Annotated in this window: 14 protein-coding genes and 5 pseudogenes; 1 reads left to right on the forward strand and 18 read right to left on the reverse strand. The window is 57.6% G+C overall.

Going from position 1 to position 16,072, the window contains the following annotated elements:
- Positions 1 to 182: 182 nt before the first annotated feature.
- From AC3RCM_RS13530 to AC3RCM_RS13560, 7 genes and pseudogenes are all read right to left on the reverse strand, one after another.
- A pseudogene (locus tag AC3RCM_RS13530) lies at positions 183 to 1,316 on the reverse strand (TIGR03752 family integrating conjugative element protein); the annotation flags it as partial.
- Positions 1,313 to 2,221: a TIGR03749 family integrating conjugative element protein gene (locus tag AC3RCM_RS13535; RefSeq protein WP_011005918.1), complete on the reverse strand. Its 909-nt coding sequence runs from the start codon at positions 2,219 to 2,221 to the stop codon at positions 1,313 to 1,315. The gene AC3RCM_RS13535 and the pseudogene AC3RCM_RS13530, both read right to left, overlap by 4 nt.
- Positions 2,218 to 2,910, reverse strand: coding sequence for a PFL_4703 family integrating conjugative element protein (locus tag AC3RCM_RS13540; protein ID WP_095159412.1), 693 nt, complete (start codon positions 2,908 to 2,910; stop codon positions 2,218 to 2,220). Before AC3RCM_RS13540 ends, AC3RCM_RS13535 begins: the two co-directional genes overlap by 4 nt.
- Positions 2,907 to 3,317 carry a TIGR03750 family conjugal transfer protein gene (locus AC3RCM_RS13545; RefSeq protein ID WP_045633950.1) on the reverse strand — a complete coding sequence of 137 codons (411 nt, stop codon included), beginning with the start codon at positions 3,315 to 3,317 and terminating at the stop codon, positions 2,907 to 2,909. Before AC3RCM_RS13545 ends, AC3RCM_RS13540 begins: the two co-directional genes overlap by 4 nt.
- 12 nt (positions 3,318 to 3,329) lie before the next feature.
- Complete coding sequence (locus AC3RCM_RS13550) at positions 3,330 to 3,698, reverse strand: TIGR03745 family integrating conjugative element membrane protein (protein WP_011005920.1); 369 nt, start codon at positions 3,696 to 3,698, stop codon at positions 3,330 to 3,332.
- Positions 3,699 to 3,720: 22 nt separating this feature from the next.
- Positions 3,721 to 3,960 carry a TIGR03758 family integrating conjugative element protein gene (locus tag AC3RCM_RS13555; protein WP_011005921.1) on the reverse strand — a complete coding sequence of 80 codons (240 nt, stop codon included), beginning with the start codon at positions 3,958 to 3,960 and terminating at the stop codon, positions 3,721 to 3,723.
- The gene (locus AC3RCM_RS13560; RefSeq protein ID WP_011005922.1) at positions 3,957 to 4,328 is read right to left on the reverse strand and encodes an integrative conjugative element protein, RAQPRD family; all 372 of its coding nucleotides are present in this window, start codon (positions 4,326 to 4,328) and stop codon (positions 3,957 to 3,959) included. The genes AC3RCM_RS13555 and AC3RCM_RS13560 overlap by 4 nt, the downstream gene beginning before the upstream one ends.
- 463 nt (positions 4,329 to 4,791) lie before the next feature.
- Here AC3RCM_RS13560 and AC3RCM_RS13565 point away from each other — a divergent pair, with 463 nt between their 5' ends.
- Positions 4,792 to 5,127, forward strand: a complete 336-nt coding sequence (locus AC3RCM_RS13565; RefSeq protein ID WP_081262894.1) for a transposase — start codon at positions 4,792 to 4,794, stop codon at positions 5,125 to 5,127.
- Positions 5,128 to 5,333: 206 nt separating this feature from the next.
- On the opposite strand, the pseudogene AC3RCM_RS13570 reads toward AC3RCM_RS13565, so the two are convergent.
- The 11 genes and pseudogenes from AC3RCM_RS13570 to AC3RCM_RS13620 all read right to left on the reverse strand — a co-directional run.
- A pseudogene (locus tag AC3RCM_RS13570) lies at positions 5,334 to 5,441 on the reverse strand (IS5/IS1182 family transposase); the annotation flags it as partial.
- A 118-nt stretch (positions 5,442 to 5,559) separates the two neighbouring features.
- Positions 5,560 to 6,335, reverse strand: a pseudogene (locus tag AC3RCM_RS13575) (transposase); the annotation flags it as partial.
- A 221-nt stretch (positions 6,336 to 6,556) separates the two neighbouring features.
- Positions 6,557 to 6,910, reverse strand: coding sequence for a hypothetical protein (locus AC3RCM_RS13580; protein ID WP_011005926.1), 354 nt, complete (start codon positions 6,908 to 6,910; stop codon positions 6,557 to 6,559).
- A 404-nt stretch (positions 6,911 to 7,314) separates the two neighbouring features.
- Positions 7,315 to 8,712 carry an OmpP1/FadL family transporter gene (locus tag AC3RCM_RS13585; protein ID WP_095159411.1) on the reverse strand — a complete coding sequence of 466 codons (1,398 nt, stop codon included), beginning with the start codon at positions 8,710 to 8,712 and terminating at the stop codon, positions 7,315 to 7,317.
- A 112-nt stretch (positions 8,713 to 8,824) separates the two neighbouring features.
- Complete coding sequence (locus AC3RCM_RS13590; RefSeq protein ID WP_011005928.1) at positions 8,825 to 9,925, reverse strand: NAD(P)-dependent alcohol dehydrogenase; 1,101 nt, start codon at positions 9,923 to 9,925, stop codon at positions 8,825 to 8,827.
- A 195-nt stretch (positions 9,926 to 10,120) separates the two neighbouring features.
- On the reverse strand, positions 10,121 to 11,173 hold the full coding sequence (locus AC3RCM_RS13595; RefSeq protein ID WP_011005929.1) for a 2Fe-2S iron-sulfur cluster-binding protein: 1,053 nt from the start codon (positions 11,171 to 11,173) through the stop codon (positions 10,121 to 10,123).
- Between the two features lie 149 nt (positions 11,174 to 11,322).
- Positions 11,323 to 12,432 (reverse strand): xylene monooxygenase subunit XylM, encoded by a 1,110-nt coding sequence (gene xylM, locus AC3RCM_RS13600; RefSeq protein ID WP_011005930.1) that lies wholly within the window; start codon positions 12,430 to 12,432, stop codon positions 11,323 to 11,325.
- A gap of 27 nt (positions 12,433 to 12,459) precedes the next feature.
- Positions 12,460 to 13,923, reverse strand: coding sequence for a benzaldehyde dehydrogenase (locus tag AC3RCM_RS13605; RefSeq protein ID WP_011005931.1), 1,464 nt, complete (start codon positions 13,921 to 13,923; stop codon positions 12,460 to 12,462).
- A 31-nt stretch (positions 13,924 to 13,954) separates the two neighbouring features.
- Positions 13,955 to 14,563 (reverse strand): zinc-binding dehydrogenase, encoded by a 609-nt coding sequence (locus tag AC3RCM_RS13610; RefSeq protein WP_226930338.1) that lies wholly within the window; start codon positions 14,561 to 14,563, stop codon positions 13,955 to 13,957.
- A gap of 87 nt (positions 14,564 to 14,650) precedes the next feature.
- Positions 14,651 to 15,001: pseudogene (locus tag AC3RCM_RS13615) on the reverse strand (alcohol dehydrogenase catalytic domain-containing protein); the annotation flags it as partial.
- Positions 15,002 to 15,742: 741 nt separating this feature from the next.
- Positions 15,743 to 16,034, reverse strand: a pseudogene (locus AC3RCM_RS13620) (transposase); the annotation flags it as partial.
- Positions 16,035 to 16,072: the final 38 nt, after the last annotated feature.

The following is a 16,072-nucleotide window of genomic DNA, read 5'->3' on the forward strand; positions in this document are numbered from 1 at the left end:
AGAAGCCAGTCCTCGCCCGGCGTGTGCTGTTCGCGCAGGATTTCCGCAGCGATGGCGAGGTTGCGGTACGGGTCCAGCAGCTCGCAGGGCTGCGTGTAGCGATGCCTGTGATAGCCGAGATTGACCTGGCCGAGGCCGGCGTCGATGCGATGGGCCGGCGTGCGGGCGAGTGCCCGGCGCAGCCCCGCGCAGGCCGCGGTGATCAGCGCCTGGCTGCCGAGGTACTGCTGCGCGTTGCTGCGCCGCTCGCCGCTGACGCAGGGAATGCCGTAGGGATCGCTGATCCAGCCCAGGCCGGGCGTGGCAGTCGTCGTGCTGTTGGCACTGGCTTGCCCGCCGCGCTGGTCCTGGTTACCGTCCTCGGGCACGGTGCGGATGGTGCCGTCGTGGAACACGAAAGTGACCGAACGGATTTGCCCGCGCACGCACGAAAGCGTCCAGTCCCCAGAGGCCGTGCCGCTGACCACGGCGCCGGCCACGTCGGGGATGTCGATGCCGTTGGCCGTGAGGTTGTCCGGACCGATCAGCACCTTGAACGGGTACGGGTCGTTTACGGTTCCGTCGATCGGCACGCGCCCGATCAGCGCCGTCATGGCAATCGACCCCATGAGCGTCGAGTTCGACGGCACGGTGTAGACAGCCTGCGCGGATGCGCCCACCGCGCTGCTGCCGACGTCGGCGACGGATTCCACTGCGGCCGACAGGCTTTTCTGGGCCGGCACGAAGCTCTGGGGAAAGCTCGGCTCCTTGCTGCCGTTTGTGGCGTCGACCTTGGCATCGTCGGGCTCGACCCACTGCGTGCCACTGGTGCCGCGGTCGAGGCGCTGCCCGTCGCCCTCTTCCAGCCCCAGGCCGACGGGCAGGTCGGACGGGCCACCCTTGCCGGCAAGGCCGTCCAGTTGCCGCTGCAAGTCCTGCAGTAGCCCCTGGGTCTGCTGCCTGTCGCTGGCCACCTGGGTGCGCTCTTGCTCCAGGCGGTTGCGCTCGCCTTCCAGCGCGCTCTGGATGCGCTGGTCGATCGCGCTTTCCCGCGCCCGCAGACGCTCGTTCTCGGCCTTGTGCTGCCTGTTGTCGCCGAGCGCGCTCTGCAGCTCGGTGCGCAGCTGCTTGACCTGGGCCACCAGCGTGGCGACGGTATCGCGCGGCGTGTCGCCGGCGATGCCCAGGGCCTTCATCTCCTCGGGCGTGAGCGTACCGGCCGCGCCCTTGGGGGCGGGCTGGCCGCCCGGGGCGCCGGAGAACAGTTTGATTCCGACGAACACCAGTAGCAGCGCCATCGGGATCAGCAGCCACTTGAGCAGCGGATTACTCTTCAATCGCGCGCTCCTCCAGTCGAGCCGGCCGCGGCGGCCGGCGGCAGGTTCACGGTGGCGTCGATCGGGCTCAGCGCCGGCAGCAGGGACTCGGCCAGGCCGTGGCGGCGCGTGACCAGGTAGAGCACCGTGGTGTCGGACGGGGTGCCGGCCGGCCCCAGGTTCGGATGCTGGAAGGTCGCCGCCACGAAGTTCCCCTGCAGGGCGCGCGGGTCGAGGTCGAGCCAGCGCGCGGCCGTGTTGGTCAGTCGCACGGCCGTCACCCATTGGTCTTCCAGGCGCCACGCGGCCAGCGCCCGCGCGTGCACCGGCAGCGTCGGCAGCAAGGTGTCCAGCGCGAGGTCGCGGCGCAGGTTCACGCGCCCGATGCCGGCGACCGGCTCGACGGTGCGCAGCGGCGCGTACAGGTTCTGTGCGGCATGACGCGTCAGCACGACCGGCACCGGCGTTTCGCGCCGGGGAACGGATTCGTCTGCGGGCCCATCGGCCCGCTCGTCCGCACCGCTTGCTGCACTGCCGCCGTAGCGCTTCGCGGGGGCTTCCGCTGCCACGATGCGCACCGGCTCCAGTGGCGCCTGGCCGTCCTGCGCTAGTTCGGCGGCGATGTCGAGGAGAATGAACGCGCCGGACTCCACGTCCTGCAACTGCAGTCGCGTCGGCGGCAGCGGCTCGCTGGCCCGCAGGTAGATCGCGCCGCCCGCGCTCTGCACCCGCAGGTGCGCGGCCGCGCTGTCCGGTACGCCGACACGCACGTTGCGGTCGATGAAGATCACCCGCTCCTGGCCGACCACCAGCGGCACCGCCAGCGGCAGGCGTTCCCAGCGCAGGATTTCCACGGCCTGGCTGGCCGGCACGAAACCGAGGATCAGCAGGACGCCGGCCAGGGCCGACGAGGCGACGGATTTCATGGGGAGCCTCCCTGCAGGCGGCCGGATGCGTTGGCGGGCGCACCGGCCCGGGTCGGCGTCGGCGGCGGTTCGATGCGCTGGGGTGCGCCGGCGTAGCAGTCCAGCGCCAGGCCAAAGGGGTTGCGCTCGGGATCGATGTCCAGCCGGACGACCTTAATGGGGTAGCGCACCAGGGCGCGCTTGACCTGCTCGGAGCCGTAGTATTCGTCCGCGCTCACGTCCAGCGTGACGATCCAATCGCGGCCGGAAACCACCTTGACGCGCGTGGCCGGATCGTCGCCGTAGCCGCGGCCGGGAATCTCGTAGATGCCGCGCACGCGCCGACGCAGCTCGCCACTGGCGCGCCGGTATTCGTAGTCCTGCTGCAGGAAGGCCCGGCAGCTCGGTGTCAGGTAGGCCGACAGCGCGCGCAGGTTGCGTGGATAGTCTTCTTCGCCGTTCGTGGGCCAGCGCTGCACCTGCTGCCAGATGTAGAACGAGAAGGCATACACGCTCTCGGGCGGCACGTCCCACCACTTGCGCGTGCTGCCCGAGCGCAGGTCCGGCGGCACATGGATGGTCAGACTCTTCGGCGCACTCCACCAACCGAAGCCGAGCAGCAGCGCCACCGCGAACAGCGCGCCGGCGCCCAAGCGCAGCGTCTTCACGTGCGCCTGCAGATGCGCAACCTCGTTCTTGAAACGACTCATGGCGCACCTCGATCGGCATTGCGCCGGGTCGTCCAGTAGCCCGAGCGGGTGACGAGGCGCTGGCCGCCCAGGAGCGCTGCCAGCGCCGGATTCCGCAAGGCCAGCCGCCACTGGAGCTGCCGGTACAGCCAGGTGTCGGGCCGACCGCGCTTCTGCGCGCGCAGGAAGCCGCCGCCGACGAAAACGCCCAGCGCGATGCCGGCGACGATCAGCGTGGGCACCATGGCGATGCTGTGCGTGAGCCAGGCCAGCGGCAGGCCGAGCGCGAACCCGGCTGCGGCAGACAGGCCGGCGCAGATCCACAACTCATCGGCGGTCAGCCCGCGCACGACCACCGGCTGGCGGTTCAGCCGGTGCGGCAGGAAGGTCACCAGCGTGTCGCGCGGGGTCTCCGAAGGATCGGCCATCGCTTGCCGCCCTTACAGCACGCCGGTGGCTTTGGTGAGCAGCCAGATGCCGACCACCAACAGGATCGCGCCCACGGCGACCGTCAGGCCGAACTGGCCCCAGGTGGCGCGGCCGGTGTGGATCTCCGAGTAGCGTGTGTAGGCGTGATAGCAGACACCGATGAACATCGAGGCGACCACGAGCAGCGCGATCAGCAGCACGATGTCGTAGCCGTAGTTCTGCAGGGTCTGCAGGATGCCGCTGCCCTGGCCGCGCGATGGGTCTTCCATGGTCGGCAGGCCCTGCGCGAAGGCCGACAGCGGCAGGCCCGCGAGCGCCAGCGGCAGCAGCGGTGCGGCGATACGGGACGGAATGCGATGGGATGTCGGTGGCGTGCTCATGGCGTATGGCCCTTCGTGGCGGTCAGGACAGGAGGAAGAAGGCCAGCACCAGGTACATCGCCACGAAGCGCACGACGACGGCGAGGAACTGACGTTCGGTGATGCGATGCTCGGCCCAGCCGACATAGGCGGTGCGCACGGCCCACACGCCCCACAGCAGCAACACGGCGAACACGAAGCCCAGCACCACGGCGGAGACGGCCGAAGGCGCAAAGCCGCCGTTGGCCTGGAAGGCGGCGACCTGATCGGCAGAGGGCGTCATGGCGACGGCTCCTCGTCGTCGGCGCGCTCACGGCGGACGTAATCGCCGGCCAGCGGGACGGGATCGCGCGGCTGGGCGCGCTGGGGCACGAGGTAGTCCTGCACGCCGGTACGCACGCGCGTCAGGTCGGCACGCAGCCGGGCGTAGTCGAAGTGGTAGCGGGCGCGCGCCTGCGGCGTGGTACTGGCGGCGTGCTCGGCCAGGCGGTCGATCAGGTCGAGTTGGCGGGCGAGCGCGGCCAGTTGCTCGTGTTCAGCGGCAGCATCGCCGGCCGATGCGGGCGATGCGCCGGCCAGCGCGATGATCAGCGCCAAGGCCAAGGCCGGCACACGGCGGCAAGGGGGCAGCGGGTTGCCAAGGGGTATCATCACGCCGTTCCGCAGTCGTCTGGATGGTGAGATGCTGCGGTGGTCGGCTGGAATCTGCCGCAAACAATCGGAACGGGCTGCGAACCGGATTCACGTGATCTACTTCGTAGAGTGCCAAGCTAGCGCTTGCCGTGTCCGGCGTGCCCTGCGCCGGAGCAGCCAATCCACGACCGGGGCGAGCGCCGTTGGCAGCACCTGCACTTCTTCCAGTTTCGCGTCTCATCGATGCCCACCGCCGTGGGTGGGGTGCACGCAGTGAACTTCAGCGCGGCGCGGCGGCCGTGTGTGGACGAGACTAACCCCCGTCGCGGCCAGCGCTCTACGTGACGTTGTTCCATAATACCGATGCGCGGCGCTTGCTGTTCGCCACGCCGGGCCGGGATGCCCAGACCTTTGCGACGTTCGCAGCCGATCTGCGTGCGTATGGTGGCGAGCCCGACGCGATCACCGACATTGGTATCGACTGCCCAGGGCCTTCCAGGCGGGCGCGGCCAAGCAGCATCCGCAGGCGCGCCTCGCCTTCGATCCATTTCATGTGGTGGCGCTGGCCAGTCGGGCGCTCGACCAGGTTCGGCGTGCGGAAGTGAAGCTCGCGCCGGAGCTAAAAGGCAGTCGTTGGGCGTTGCTCAAGCGCGCGGCGCACTGGTATCGCAAACAGATCGACAGCATGCATTGGCTGCAGCGCAGCGGCCTGAAGACAGCGCGTGCCTTGCGCCTGAAAGAGGCATTGCGCCAACGCTATCAAGCACGCCCCGCACCGGATGACGCCGCTAGCCTGCTCGACCGCTGGATCTCGTAGGCACGTCGCTGCCGGCAGCGGACGAATGGCTTCGCCTTCGCTCCTGATGCCCCTCTCGTGAACTCAAGTCCGACAGGCTACTAGGCAGCGGTGCTAAAGATCCTCTGAAGTAGCCATGCATTTCTGGCTGACTTCAGCCTCCGCTGATTTTAAAAGCGGCAAATCAATCAGCCGCCGCGAGCAACTCGCGGTAGCCATTCCCCTCACTACAGGCGCACCTCTCCTGCGTTCGTCAGTAAATGCGGGCGTGCCATCCACCGATTCGACAGCGCGAATAGTGTCACCAGTTGCGCCGTGCTATTCGCCAGACCCCTCCTGCCGTCTCGATGGCATACACAACTTAAACTTTTCTGCAGCGCTCTTGGTGGGCGCCACAGCTCCGGCGTAGAGGCTGAGCAGCAGGCTCACCTCGTTGCGGGCCATCGCGTCCTAGACAGTGGAGGCGCCGCGATCAGTCGATGAGAGGTGTGCGGCGAGCGCCGACTTGACCTTGCCCATGTACGCCTCGGCGCTGCCTCGCTTGCGGAGAGCGCCAGGATCTTCTCCGATGGCCAGTCGAACTTGCCGAGGTTGGTGACCAGGAAGAAGGCATGCACCAACAGGTCATCGGGGCGTTCCTGCACCACCAGCACCAGCACCACGCGCCGTGGCGTCGGCCAGGAACCAGCCTGGTACTCAAGGTCGTGGCACCACTCCCGAGGCTGCTCGGGTTGACGGCCCGGTGGCCGCTTCAGGTGCGGTGCCGCCAGCTTCTGCAGGCCGATGTGGCTGCGCAGCAGGCCACCCACCATGTCGCCCGTTTCGGCCAGCGAAGCCACCAGCGGTGAGTAAATCCGTGCGCTGTAAAGCCCATGAAACGCCGAGCCACCCTAGTGGCCGTGGACATCGATCGGCACGCCGTCGATGTCCAGCGTCAGCTGCTCGGGGCGTTGGCCATGCTTCAGCGAGGTCAGACGCCAGACCACCAACAGCAGCAGGTCTTCATGCACAGCATCGATGTTGTCATTTCGCCCCATGCAGGTCAGCAGCCGCGACAGCGTGGCTTGAGACAGCCGACCCTGAGCTAGGGGCTTACAGAGCACCGCTGTCGCTGGTGGTGCGCTGGCCGCTCAGCTCGACACGAACAGCGCCGTTTCAGGAGGGCGTCCAGGCGGAAAGCTTTCCCCCATAGCGGATGGCTGTCTTGGTTCATGTTCTTGGCGGAACACACTGAATTTCCGAGAGAATACCATCCGCTATCTTCGTTTTCAGGTCGGCCTCATGAATAAGCCGGGTTAATTCATGAGGTGCGCTTACTGGTCCCCCACCTGAGTCGGCTCTTTATACCCCCAAAAAAACTGATGCGCCCACGTCCACACTATCGGAACTGTTGTGCAGCTATAATCCGCGCCACCAAACAGACGGTGCAGGTGCAAGGCACCCTCGCGCCTTAATAGGCGGCCATAAATAGCACGACAACGCCCGCCAACGCCAAGCCGCCGTGCCCGATGATCGCCCACCAAGGCTTGGCGTTACGGAACAGCACCCCAAAAAACAACGCCCCTCCCAGAAAGGCTGCTACCAGCAGGCCCAGCGCCCAGAAAGCGGCCTGCGGAATCGAAGCATCGGGCCCGCCGCTAAACAACGCATAGACCAGCGTCACGAGTCCCGCGAAGGCGAGCCCACCGTGCGCCAACCTCAACCACGAAGGGTAACGCACCTTTATAGCCGTCAGCAGGGCTAAAAGCAACCCGCCCGAAGCAGCCGCTACCATCCACCAGAATATCCACTTCACAAGCTCCATCAGTTGCTCCTCAATTTGGTGTCTTTATAGAATGACGGCCGCCACTCGCCGCCCCCAATAATGTGGCATTGCTAGAATATAGCAACGACGAAAACCAGCGGTCTTCCAGTAAGCTCATTCCATCGATAGCACATTGACTTACTTGCTCGCTCAAAGACGGTCAAGAAGTATCGCTAACGAATACGCAAGTGCAACTTTCAGTCCGCCTCCTTGCTAATATTATGATCTTAAGCCAGCATCAAGACTTATCGCCACCAACCTGACCTGCAATGCACATCTCAGTAGCCACTCATGCCTACCAGGCTAGTTAACCAGATAGCTATTGAACCCGAAGATTGAGCCAACAAAGATAGCGGCTCAAATTGATTAGTTCGAACTTCAGAAGCTTACGATAAGCGTTTTAATCAGAATGAATAATTATAGGCCAGGACGAAATTATCTTGCGCTATGGACGATTTCACGGGCGATGAGGTGTTGTAAGCCGACCGGTTGGTCATACTTTCCTTGAAGGCGTGCGAGTAGGCAGCATCGAATCTGCCTGATTTGGATAACTGATAACTAAATCCTAAAGAGGCATGATCCTGTAGCACTGCTGGAATCAGCGCCAGCAGCCCTTCGTCATTGAATGGCTGCGTGGCATGACGGTATCCTGCTCGCAGGGTTAAACGCGGGGTTGCCGCATACGACGTGCCAATCGCCATGATCGTTTGATCCTTGGCATCCTGCGGCAGCTTTAAGTCAACATCGCCCATCCCACTGGCGAACCCCAATTTAATGTCCTTCAAAGCATCCTTCCAGAAAACGCGAGAAACATCAAAAGCGATCAACCATTTATCCGTGACCTGATGGCTGATACCCACATCAAGCTTGGCTGGCGTATTGAAGTCCAAAAACCGAACCTCGCCTTCGATAGGCACATTACCGGCAATACCGTCCACCGCTGTAACAGTCCCCTTCCCTTTCAAGTCGTTCATGTGACTTTTGAACATGTAGGAGACACCCACATTCGTTGTGGGGGCCACCTTGTACAATAACCCTAATCTGGCCGAATACCCCCACCCATCAACGCCACTCGACATCTCTTTGTTTTTGCTAACGCTCAAATGGACACCCCGTGGGTCGGGCAAGGTTCCAATCACCCCCATTAAGGAGCCGGACGCTCGCCCATCCCCCGCTAGACTCCCTAGCTGGTTCATTCCAAGTAAATAATCAAGATTCAAGCCAGTCCACTTGGCATCAAGTGAACCGCCAATGGCCAGGCGATCGTTAACTTTAAAGCTCGCAGCAAAAGGTATATCAAGGATAAACAAACGGCTAGCATTTTCAAGACCGGTGTCCGCCCCGGCAGCATAACCCTTTCCACCAACATCACCGCGCGACAAAAAACTGTCATTCCCATATTCCACCCCTACACCGGCTTGTGCAAACACGCCCGCACCGAAGGTCCAGTTGGAAACCTTGTGGATATAAGCAAACTGGGGGGCAACATAGGGTCCTCTGTTGTTCGAATGGTCACTCGACGACACATGTTCCCCGGTCTCCGGGTTAGTGGCGCCAATGTCTGTAGTGATAAGATCGAATCCGAGCAACAGTTCGCCGGCAGAATCAGATAAATCCATGGTCGCTGGGTTGACCATCATCGACGCGGGCCCGACATAATGCGCAACAGCCGTTCCACCCATGCTCCTAGAAATTGCTCCAAAGCCCTCCAAGAACAAACCATCCGTCGCTATCGCATGGCTTGATGCGATACCCAAGATCGCACCACTAATTACTTTATTGGGTAAATTTTTTATTTTCATATGCTTCACCGTTTATTAACGTTTTTATATGGGGAAAACAACATCGAACAACACATTCTCTACGCAACGTTGGAAAAGTTCCACACGGGCCGCGCATTTCTACCAGCACGCGTCAACCAATCCGGAGTACCGGCTTAAGCGTCACGCCTTTTTCCGAATCTTCGGCGGCTCGATTGATTTCATCAAAAGGATAAAACTTAATCAGCTTGTCAAACGGAAACTTCCCCTGGCGATAAAGCTCCACCAGCCTGGGAATGAAAATATCCGAGATCGACTGACCCTCAACGATTCCACGAAGCTTACGATTGAATAGCAGGAAGTTAATGTCAACGGGCACCGTGGCCCCCATAGGTGGCGCCCCTACAATACCGATCTCACCGCCTATAGCAGAGCTGAGGATCGCCTGCGTAAGCACGGCGGGCAAACCGCTAGTCTCCAATACATACGGAACACCGTCAGCGAATATCTCTTTGATCGCCTCAATGGGATCGTTAGCGGCCGGGTTAATAATGTGCGTCGCCCCAAGTTCACTGGCTAGTTCCAGCCGGTTTTCCTTAACGTCGACAGCGATGATGGTGGTACAACCTGCTACAACGGCAGCCATCACGGCCGAAAGACCAACTGCCCCAGCACCAAAAATTGCGATAGCAGAACCCGCTGGCGGATTAAGCGCATTCAGAACAGACCCTGCGCCAGTTTGAATGCCACAACCAAGAGGCCCAAGCAACTCAAGCGGTACGTCTTTTGTAACCTTCACAGTGTTACGTTCATAAGATAGCGCATATGTCGCAAAGGAGGACTGCCCAAAAAAGCTTGCTCCCACCTCTGCCCCTTGGTGATCGTGGATGGTGCACTCCCCGGTTACCGAGCGCCCCATAAAGTTAGGGCCAAATGAGTTTGCACAACTGGTAGGGTCTCCGGAAAGACAAGCATCACAACTCCCGCAGGTATAAAATGTCAAAACAACATGGTCGCCCGGCTGAACCTTTTTGACCGCGGACCCAACCCGCTCAACCACACCAGCCCCTTCATGCCCAAATACCATCGGTAGTGGAACCGGATAATGCTGATCGCGACAAACCAGATCCGTATGACACAGCCCGGTTGCAACCAATCTAACGAGAACCTGATCTTCAGCTGGCTCATTAAGAGCTACATGCTCAAGTAAGAACGGGCCATTTTTTTGGCGAACTATTGCTGCTTTGATTTCCATTTCCATCTCCCTCTTTATTTTAGACTAAAGTTATAAACCGATCTTTACCAACCTTTTGGACAACAACCTATTTATCTCACTGCCATCAATTTTTGGCCGCAAGACGATTCCAATCATTAACTCACCGATTAGCTCGAATACCGTAAGCTAGACTATGCATCGAACCACAGTTAAACTTGTAAGCTTCTGCTACTGCTAGCAAGGAGGTCTATTATAAAAACGGTCCGCAAACACTAATTCCCGCGCAACACCAAGTCGAACGAGCTCGGTCTCGGCAGCGTCCACCATAGGGGGCGGCCCGCAAAGGTATCCTTCATAAGGCTGCCCAGTGAGGTACTCCTTAAAATACTCGGTTACCATGCCACGTTTCCCTTTCCATGACGACGTAGAAGACTCTTCGGACAAAACTGGAATAAGCTCGAAGCGCCCACCCCAATCGAGTTGCAGCGCTTCTATTTCGTCGAGGCAATATAGGTCACGTTGTTGACGAGCTCCAAAGAACAACAACACATCACGCTCTCGCTGGGCCTGGGTCATGCTCTGCAAAACACATTTAATTGGAGCAAGCCCCGTTCCGCCGGCTACGCAGACCATCGTGGCATTGCTCTCATGGAGCCCGAACTGTCCATAAGGCGCTCGCAGGGTTAGTGTCGCTCCTGTACGATCGCCACCAAATAGCCAACCACTGAAAACTCCACCTGGGACAAGGCGAACATGGAAGCTCAGGGAGCCGTCAGGTTGGGGCGGAGCGGAAAAAGAATAACTCCTTACAGCAGAGCATTCTGCACATTCTACATCTGCATACTGGCCGGGGTAGAAGGCTATCTGCTTATCGGGCACTACTTCCATCTCGACTATATCGTGCGCCAGCCGTTTCTGCTTACTAATCAAGGCACTCGTTTCTATTGGAACTAACGCCTGCCCGAGCACTGTGTCTAGCTCTATCTCGAGATCTTCTTTTGGTATGCATTGACAACCCAAACGATAGCCGGACTGATACAGATCGCCACTCAGACCCATAGCAGAAGAGGTCAACTCATTGACCCTGCCAGATATCAGTTTATATTTACATGTCCCACAAGATCCGACTTTGCAATCATGCGGAAAGGCAATTCCTTGATGCAGAGCGCTTTCCAGAATGGTTTGCCCGCGTGGCACCTTAAACTGAAACCCCTGCCCTCTGACTGAAACGGTAGATTCCGGAGGCGGCACAAATAAACCAGAGATTTTCTTAAAAAACTCATTCATAAACCCATCGCTCAGTTAGACGCCCGTTAATTAGAAAAAACGGAAACTTTGTCCCATTTGGAACGTTTTTTTCAAAAAGAGACCGTAGAGTTCGTTCGCTCTTCGCTTATCTACGGTCTCAGTCGAAACGGTTTAGACTGCCTGTATTATCAAATGCTAGCCACCCGACCCAGTTCACTTTCACACCACAGTGGCCATCCCGCTTTTTTATTTGCAGCCATAGCCAGTTCGCGCTCACCTGGAGTTGCGTACCGCTGGTCCCAGTCTCTCAACTTTGGTTTTGCAATGAGAGCGAACCAAAGAGGCGGAATAAGCCCTAGAAGGAAACACACAAAGAGCGAAGGCATCTGCGGGGCTTCTTTTTCCGGACGCAACTCATAGAACCGTGTATAGCCGTCAATATGATGATTGATATGGTTAGTAATTTCGCAACCCAGCGGGCGCACAATTGTTCCCATATGATTCCACGCGTGGTGCAGGAGGATAGGCTGATCTAAATCGCGTACTAAACCATAGTGCTGAAAGTAATTAAAACCCTCGACTATCCCTTTCGCAATAATCATCGAAGCAATCGTAACCAACCCTAATGCTGGCCCGCCCAGATAAGAAACCAAGCCAGGCAGAGCGAGCAGAAGTGCGACATATTGATATGTTTTGTTGGACAAATTCCACGGTGACTGTCCTTTTCTACGTAAAGTTTCAGCCTCAATCTTTATCGCATCTTTGACGGAACCAACTGTCGCACTGATCACGAAACTGTAAATTGTCTGACCACGGTACGGAGTATCGCTATCGAGAGGCGTATCTAAGTAAAGGTGATGCGTGTTGACATGGGCAATGTCTCGGTTCGGATCACCATAAAACATAGCCAATAGCTGCGCCATTTTCCGAGGCAACCAGTGGCGACGATGCATCAACTCATGCGAAACCGGAAGAGTTGGCACACCACTAAGCCAAGCCAAAGAAAGAATGCACCCTGCCACTTGTAACGGCTCACTAAGTTCGATACGCCCGTTTTCAACTCCGAAGACAAGGAGCCCATATAGACCGATCATTAATGGTAACTGCAAATACTGGGTAAGGTCTGCGAAAAAGGGACTTACCTTTCTGGCCGAAAAATCCTTCGGTAAAATGACATCAAGCACCATCAGTGCAGGGAATGTTGCCGCCCCAAGCCAAACCCAATAGCCACCATAGTAAAATCCGATCAGCCCGCAAGCAGTAACAACAGGAATCAGGTAATAACGAAGCGTGTCCATATATCCTCCTACTTTATTATTGTCGACTCAAAATGGGTAATTAGCTGGCTTCTCAACCATACTAATCCATTGAGATTGAGTAAATTCTTCAATACTTGCAGGTCCGCCAAACCGGCCTCCGCTACCCGAGGCACCCATTCCTCCGAAGGGAACATGCGGCTCACAGTTAATTGGCTGGTCATTAATATGGACCATACCGGTATTTAGACGCTTTGCGATGTCTAGACCAGTCGCCAACGCCCTAGTATGGATAGATGCGGCCAACCCATACTCCGAACAGTTTGCCAATTCAATCGCCTCTTCAATACTGTCAAATACAGTGATCGGAGCCACCGGGCCGAAAATTTCAGATTTGAAAACCTCCATCTCCGGCTTCACATCCATGATTACGGTAGCTTGGTAGTAGCGATCTTGATACGTACCTCCCGCCAAAACCTGAGCACCGGCCCTTTGCGCAGATTCAACGAGCGCGTGGACGCGAACTACCTGTTTCTCATTGATAAGCGGGCCGAGATGCACTTGATCCGAGTTTGGATCCCCCACCACTAAGTTCTTGGCACGTAGCGCCAGTTTCTCTGCATATTGCTGAGCAACGTCCCTATGTACTAAATGACGTCCGGCGGCCATGCACACTTGGCCCTGATGCAAAAACGTACCCCAAGCAGCGCAGCTGACAGCCCCTTCTAAATCGGCGTCAGGCAACACGATGTGGACATTATTACCACCCAGTTCAAGCGCAACCTTTTTCAGCATTCTCCCGCATTTCTCTCCGATCAACCGGCCCACCTGTGTGGACCCGGTAAAAGAAATCATGTTAATTCCGGAGTTCGCAACCATTGACTCTCCTACGTCCGCTCCACCAGGAAGAACGTGAAGAACACCGTCCGGCATGCCAGCGTCGGAAAAGATTTCGGCAATGAGCGCCCCCCCGGTGACAGCAGTCTGAAGGTCGGGCTTTAAGATCACCGCATTACCCAACGCTAAGGCTGGTGCTACCGAACGCATTGCTAGAAACAACGGGAAATTCCAAGGTGCAATTACGCCGACCACGCCAACTGGAACGCGCTGACAAAGATTCATGCGCCCTGGAACTGCCGATGGAAACAATGTACCGTTAGGCAAAGAAGCTAGACCCGCAGCTTGATGCATTTGCTCATACGCAATTCCGGCCTCCCATAAGCCCTTCGGACGAATTGCGCCGCATTCCCGTACGTTCCAATCGGCGAATTCATACTCGCGCTCCTTTAGTTTTTCGGCAGCCTTGCGGACAATGGCGGCTCTTTCACTAAATGGTATTGCGGCCCATTCCTTTTGCGCTCTCTTAGCTGCGTTCACAGCAGCATCGACATCTTCGCCGTTAGCAACACCCGTAATGCCAAGAATGTCTCCATTGGACGGATCGACAACATTGGCAACACCTCCCCGCGCCTCTACCCAATTAGAACTAAACACCTTCCCGTACCAGATAGGCTGCTCTTTTGTTTCCCGCATAATTATGCCTCCTTAACTTCAAAGTTATAAATTAGATACATGAGCCATTGGGCTCAAACAGGATTTTCAAGGACTGACCATTTAGGGCCATTTCGAACGCATCCTCTGCCGCCGATAGTGGCAATCGATGCGATACGAGCGAAGACAAATCAACACGCCCTGTAACCAATAAGCTAGTTGAACGCTCCCATGTTTCATACAGACGCCTGCCATGCAGGCCACGTACAATAAGGCCTTTGAAAAGCCACTCCTCTAAGTTGAGCAAAATATCATGTGACGGGACGCCCATCAGTCGCAACTCACCACCATGGGTGATGGATTGAATAAGCTCCTTTAACGCCGCTGCTTGCCCAGAATAGTCAATTGCAACATCTACTCCCCTCTCACCGAGCAGCGAACGCACAGTCTTATAAACGCTCTCTTCAGTTGCATTAATGCATTCATCCGCCCCCATTTTGGCTGCTGCAGTGAGGCGCAGAGGATGAATGTCCGTTGCAATGACCTTGCTTGCTCCCAGTGCTTTGGCGGCTGCAATGTTCATAAGTCCGATCGGACCGCAACCAGAAACAAGAACATTCAATCCCGAAACCCCAGAACCCTCCAGACTTGCATGCACCGCAAGCCCGAACGGCTCCATCATTGCCGCCTGGAGCGGAGGAATTCCGCACGGCACCGGCCAACACACGCTTTCCGGAACCACAACGAAAGACGCGAAGCCTCCATCAAAGTCGACCCCCGGATACCGCGTCTTAGGACAAACATGCGCCCAACCGCGTCGACACGTGTAGCACGTTCCACAAGGGAGATGACTCTCCAGACTGACGCGCATCCCAGGCCTTAGACCTTTAACGTCAGATCCGACCTGTTCAATCACCCCGCTAACTTCATGACCCAAGATAGTGGGGAGTTTCATTCTTTTGGCGAACTCGCCCCATTTATAGATCAACAAGTCAGTACCACAGATACCGGCCGCTTCAACTTTCACCAGCACGTCAGTACTGTGGGCCTCTTTAGGGGCGGCCACATCATCGACAGATAGCCCTCCTGGCCCTGCTTTAGTTTTCCTTATCGCGAGCATTGAATCACCTATGTAGACGTCAAATGTTATAGGTAGCAAGGACGGCGATATCAAATCACTTAATGCATCACATGCAGCCAAGTTCTCGGCAACAAACGCACAGCTTCCGAGATCGACACGACTAGTTAGTAATGTCGCTGCAGCTGTGACTGCGGTAGATGACTAAGGCTCGAGCGAATGCGCGACAGGCTGGATATATCGTTGCAGACCTGGGCATATAGTCGGTTGAGGTTAGCGATGAGATTGAAGATTGATGCAGCCGCACCGTTGGACTGGCATCTATAACCCCTATCACGAGAGATGAAGCCGATAACTGCGACGAAAATGGTGCGCAAAGTCGCACGCACGCCAATGACCTTGGCCTCACCAAAATTGGTGGTCGGGCTAGCCTGCTTGGGCTCGCCCTCAGAAAGCACTAGGCCAGCGTCACAGACTCCAGGCGTAACGGCTACGGCTGGCCCGCTTTGAGGATATACATGGCGAAAGCAACCAATCTGAACAGAGTTGAGAAAATACAACATTGAAGGGTCACCACTATTTTTATTTTAAGTCTCGTATAGCTAGCAACCGCCATGCCATTGCTTATACCGATCCCCTTATTTCATCTAAATTATTGATTTTCTTTGTAAAAAAGAAAGGGGGGGTATGAGAGAAAATCTACAGCACGCTGGCTGTATTTGAGCAAATCATCAATCGCGCATAACCACCTGTCGATTTGATCAAGGCAGCGATAAAAAAGGTTCATCGCGCTTTCCCGGGGAAGACAGCCTTGACTTTCAGGAAGAAGTAGTCCGAGCCCCGGAAACCATAGGCCATGCGCTTGATCACCTTGATTCGGTTGTTCACGCCCTCCAGCAGGCTGGTATGCATGGGAAAACGGGCGCTGGCGAGGATGCCGCGGATATAGCGCCTGAGGTTTTTGGCGAAGCGCTAAGCCCCTGTCACGGGCATGCCGTAGCCAGGCCCGCCAGCGTTGCCAGCCTTCCCATACGCTCGGGGCGTAGCAGACTTCCTTCAGGGCACCTCGAAAAACCTCGGCCCCCTGCGATTGGTAAAATTGCGTTGTCCTGA

The sequence above is a fragment of the Pseudomonas sp. GW823-FHT05G12 genome (assembly GCF_058795575.1).

Excerpts from the sequence above, each read along its gene's own strand:
- AC3RCM_RS13535 (WP_011005918.1), bottom strand. The coding sequence starts at position 2,221 with ATGAAATCCGTCGCCTCGTCGGCCCTGGCCGGCGTCCTGCTGATCCTC.
- AC3RCM_RS13540 (WP_095159412.1), bottom strand. The coding sequence starts at position 2,910 with ATGAGTCGTTTCAAGAACGAGGTTGCGCATCTGCAGGCGCACGTGAAG.
- AC3RCM_RS13545 (WP_045633950.1), bottom strand. The coding sequence starts at position 3,317 with ATGGCCGATCCTTCGGAGACCCCGCGCGACACGCTGGTGACCTTCCTG.
- AC3RCM_RS13550 (WP_011005920.1), bottom strand. The coding sequence starts at position 3,698 with ATGAGCACGCCACCGACATCCCATCGCATTCCGTCCCGTATCGCCGCA.
- AC3RCM_RS13555 (WP_011005921.1), bottom strand. The coding sequence starts at position 3,960 with ATGACGCCCTCTGCCGATCAGGTCGCCGCCTTCCAGGCCAACGGCGGC.
- AC3RCM_RS13560 (WP_011005922.1), bottom strand. The coding sequence starts at position 4,328 with ATGATACCCCTTGGCAACCCGCTGCCCCCTTGCCGCCGTGTGCCGGCC.
- AC3RCM_RS13580 (WP_011005926.1), bottom strand. The coding sequence starts at position 6,910 with ATGGAGCTTGTGAAGTGGATATTCTGGTGGATGGTAGCGGCTGCTTCG.
- AC3RCM_RS13585 (WP_095159411.1), bottom strand. The coding sequence starts at position 8,712 with ATGAAAATAAAAAATTTACCCAATAAAGTAATTAGTGGTGCGATCTTG.
- AC3RCM_RS13590 (WP_011005928.1), bottom strand. The coding sequence starts at position 9,925 with ATGGAAATCAAAGCAGCAATAGTTCGCCAAAAAAATGGCCCGTTCTTA.
- AC3RCM_RS13595 (WP_011005929.1), bottom strand. The coding sequence starts at position 11,173 with ATGAATGAGTTTTTTAAGAAAATCTCTGGTTTATTTGTGCCGCCTCCG.
- xylM (WP_011005930.1), bottom strand. The coding sequence starts at position 12,432 with ATGGACACGCTTCGTTATTACCTGATTCCTGTTGTTACTGCTTGCGGG.
- AC3RCM_RS13605 (WP_011005931.1), bottom strand. The coding sequence starts at position 13,923 with ATGCGGGAAACAAAAGAGCAGCCTATCTGGTACGGGAAGGTGTTTAGT.
- AC3RCM_RS13610 (WP_226930338.1), bottom strand. The coding sequence starts at position 14,563 with ATGATGGAGCCGTTCGGGCTTGCGGTGCATGCAAGTCTGGAGGGTTCT.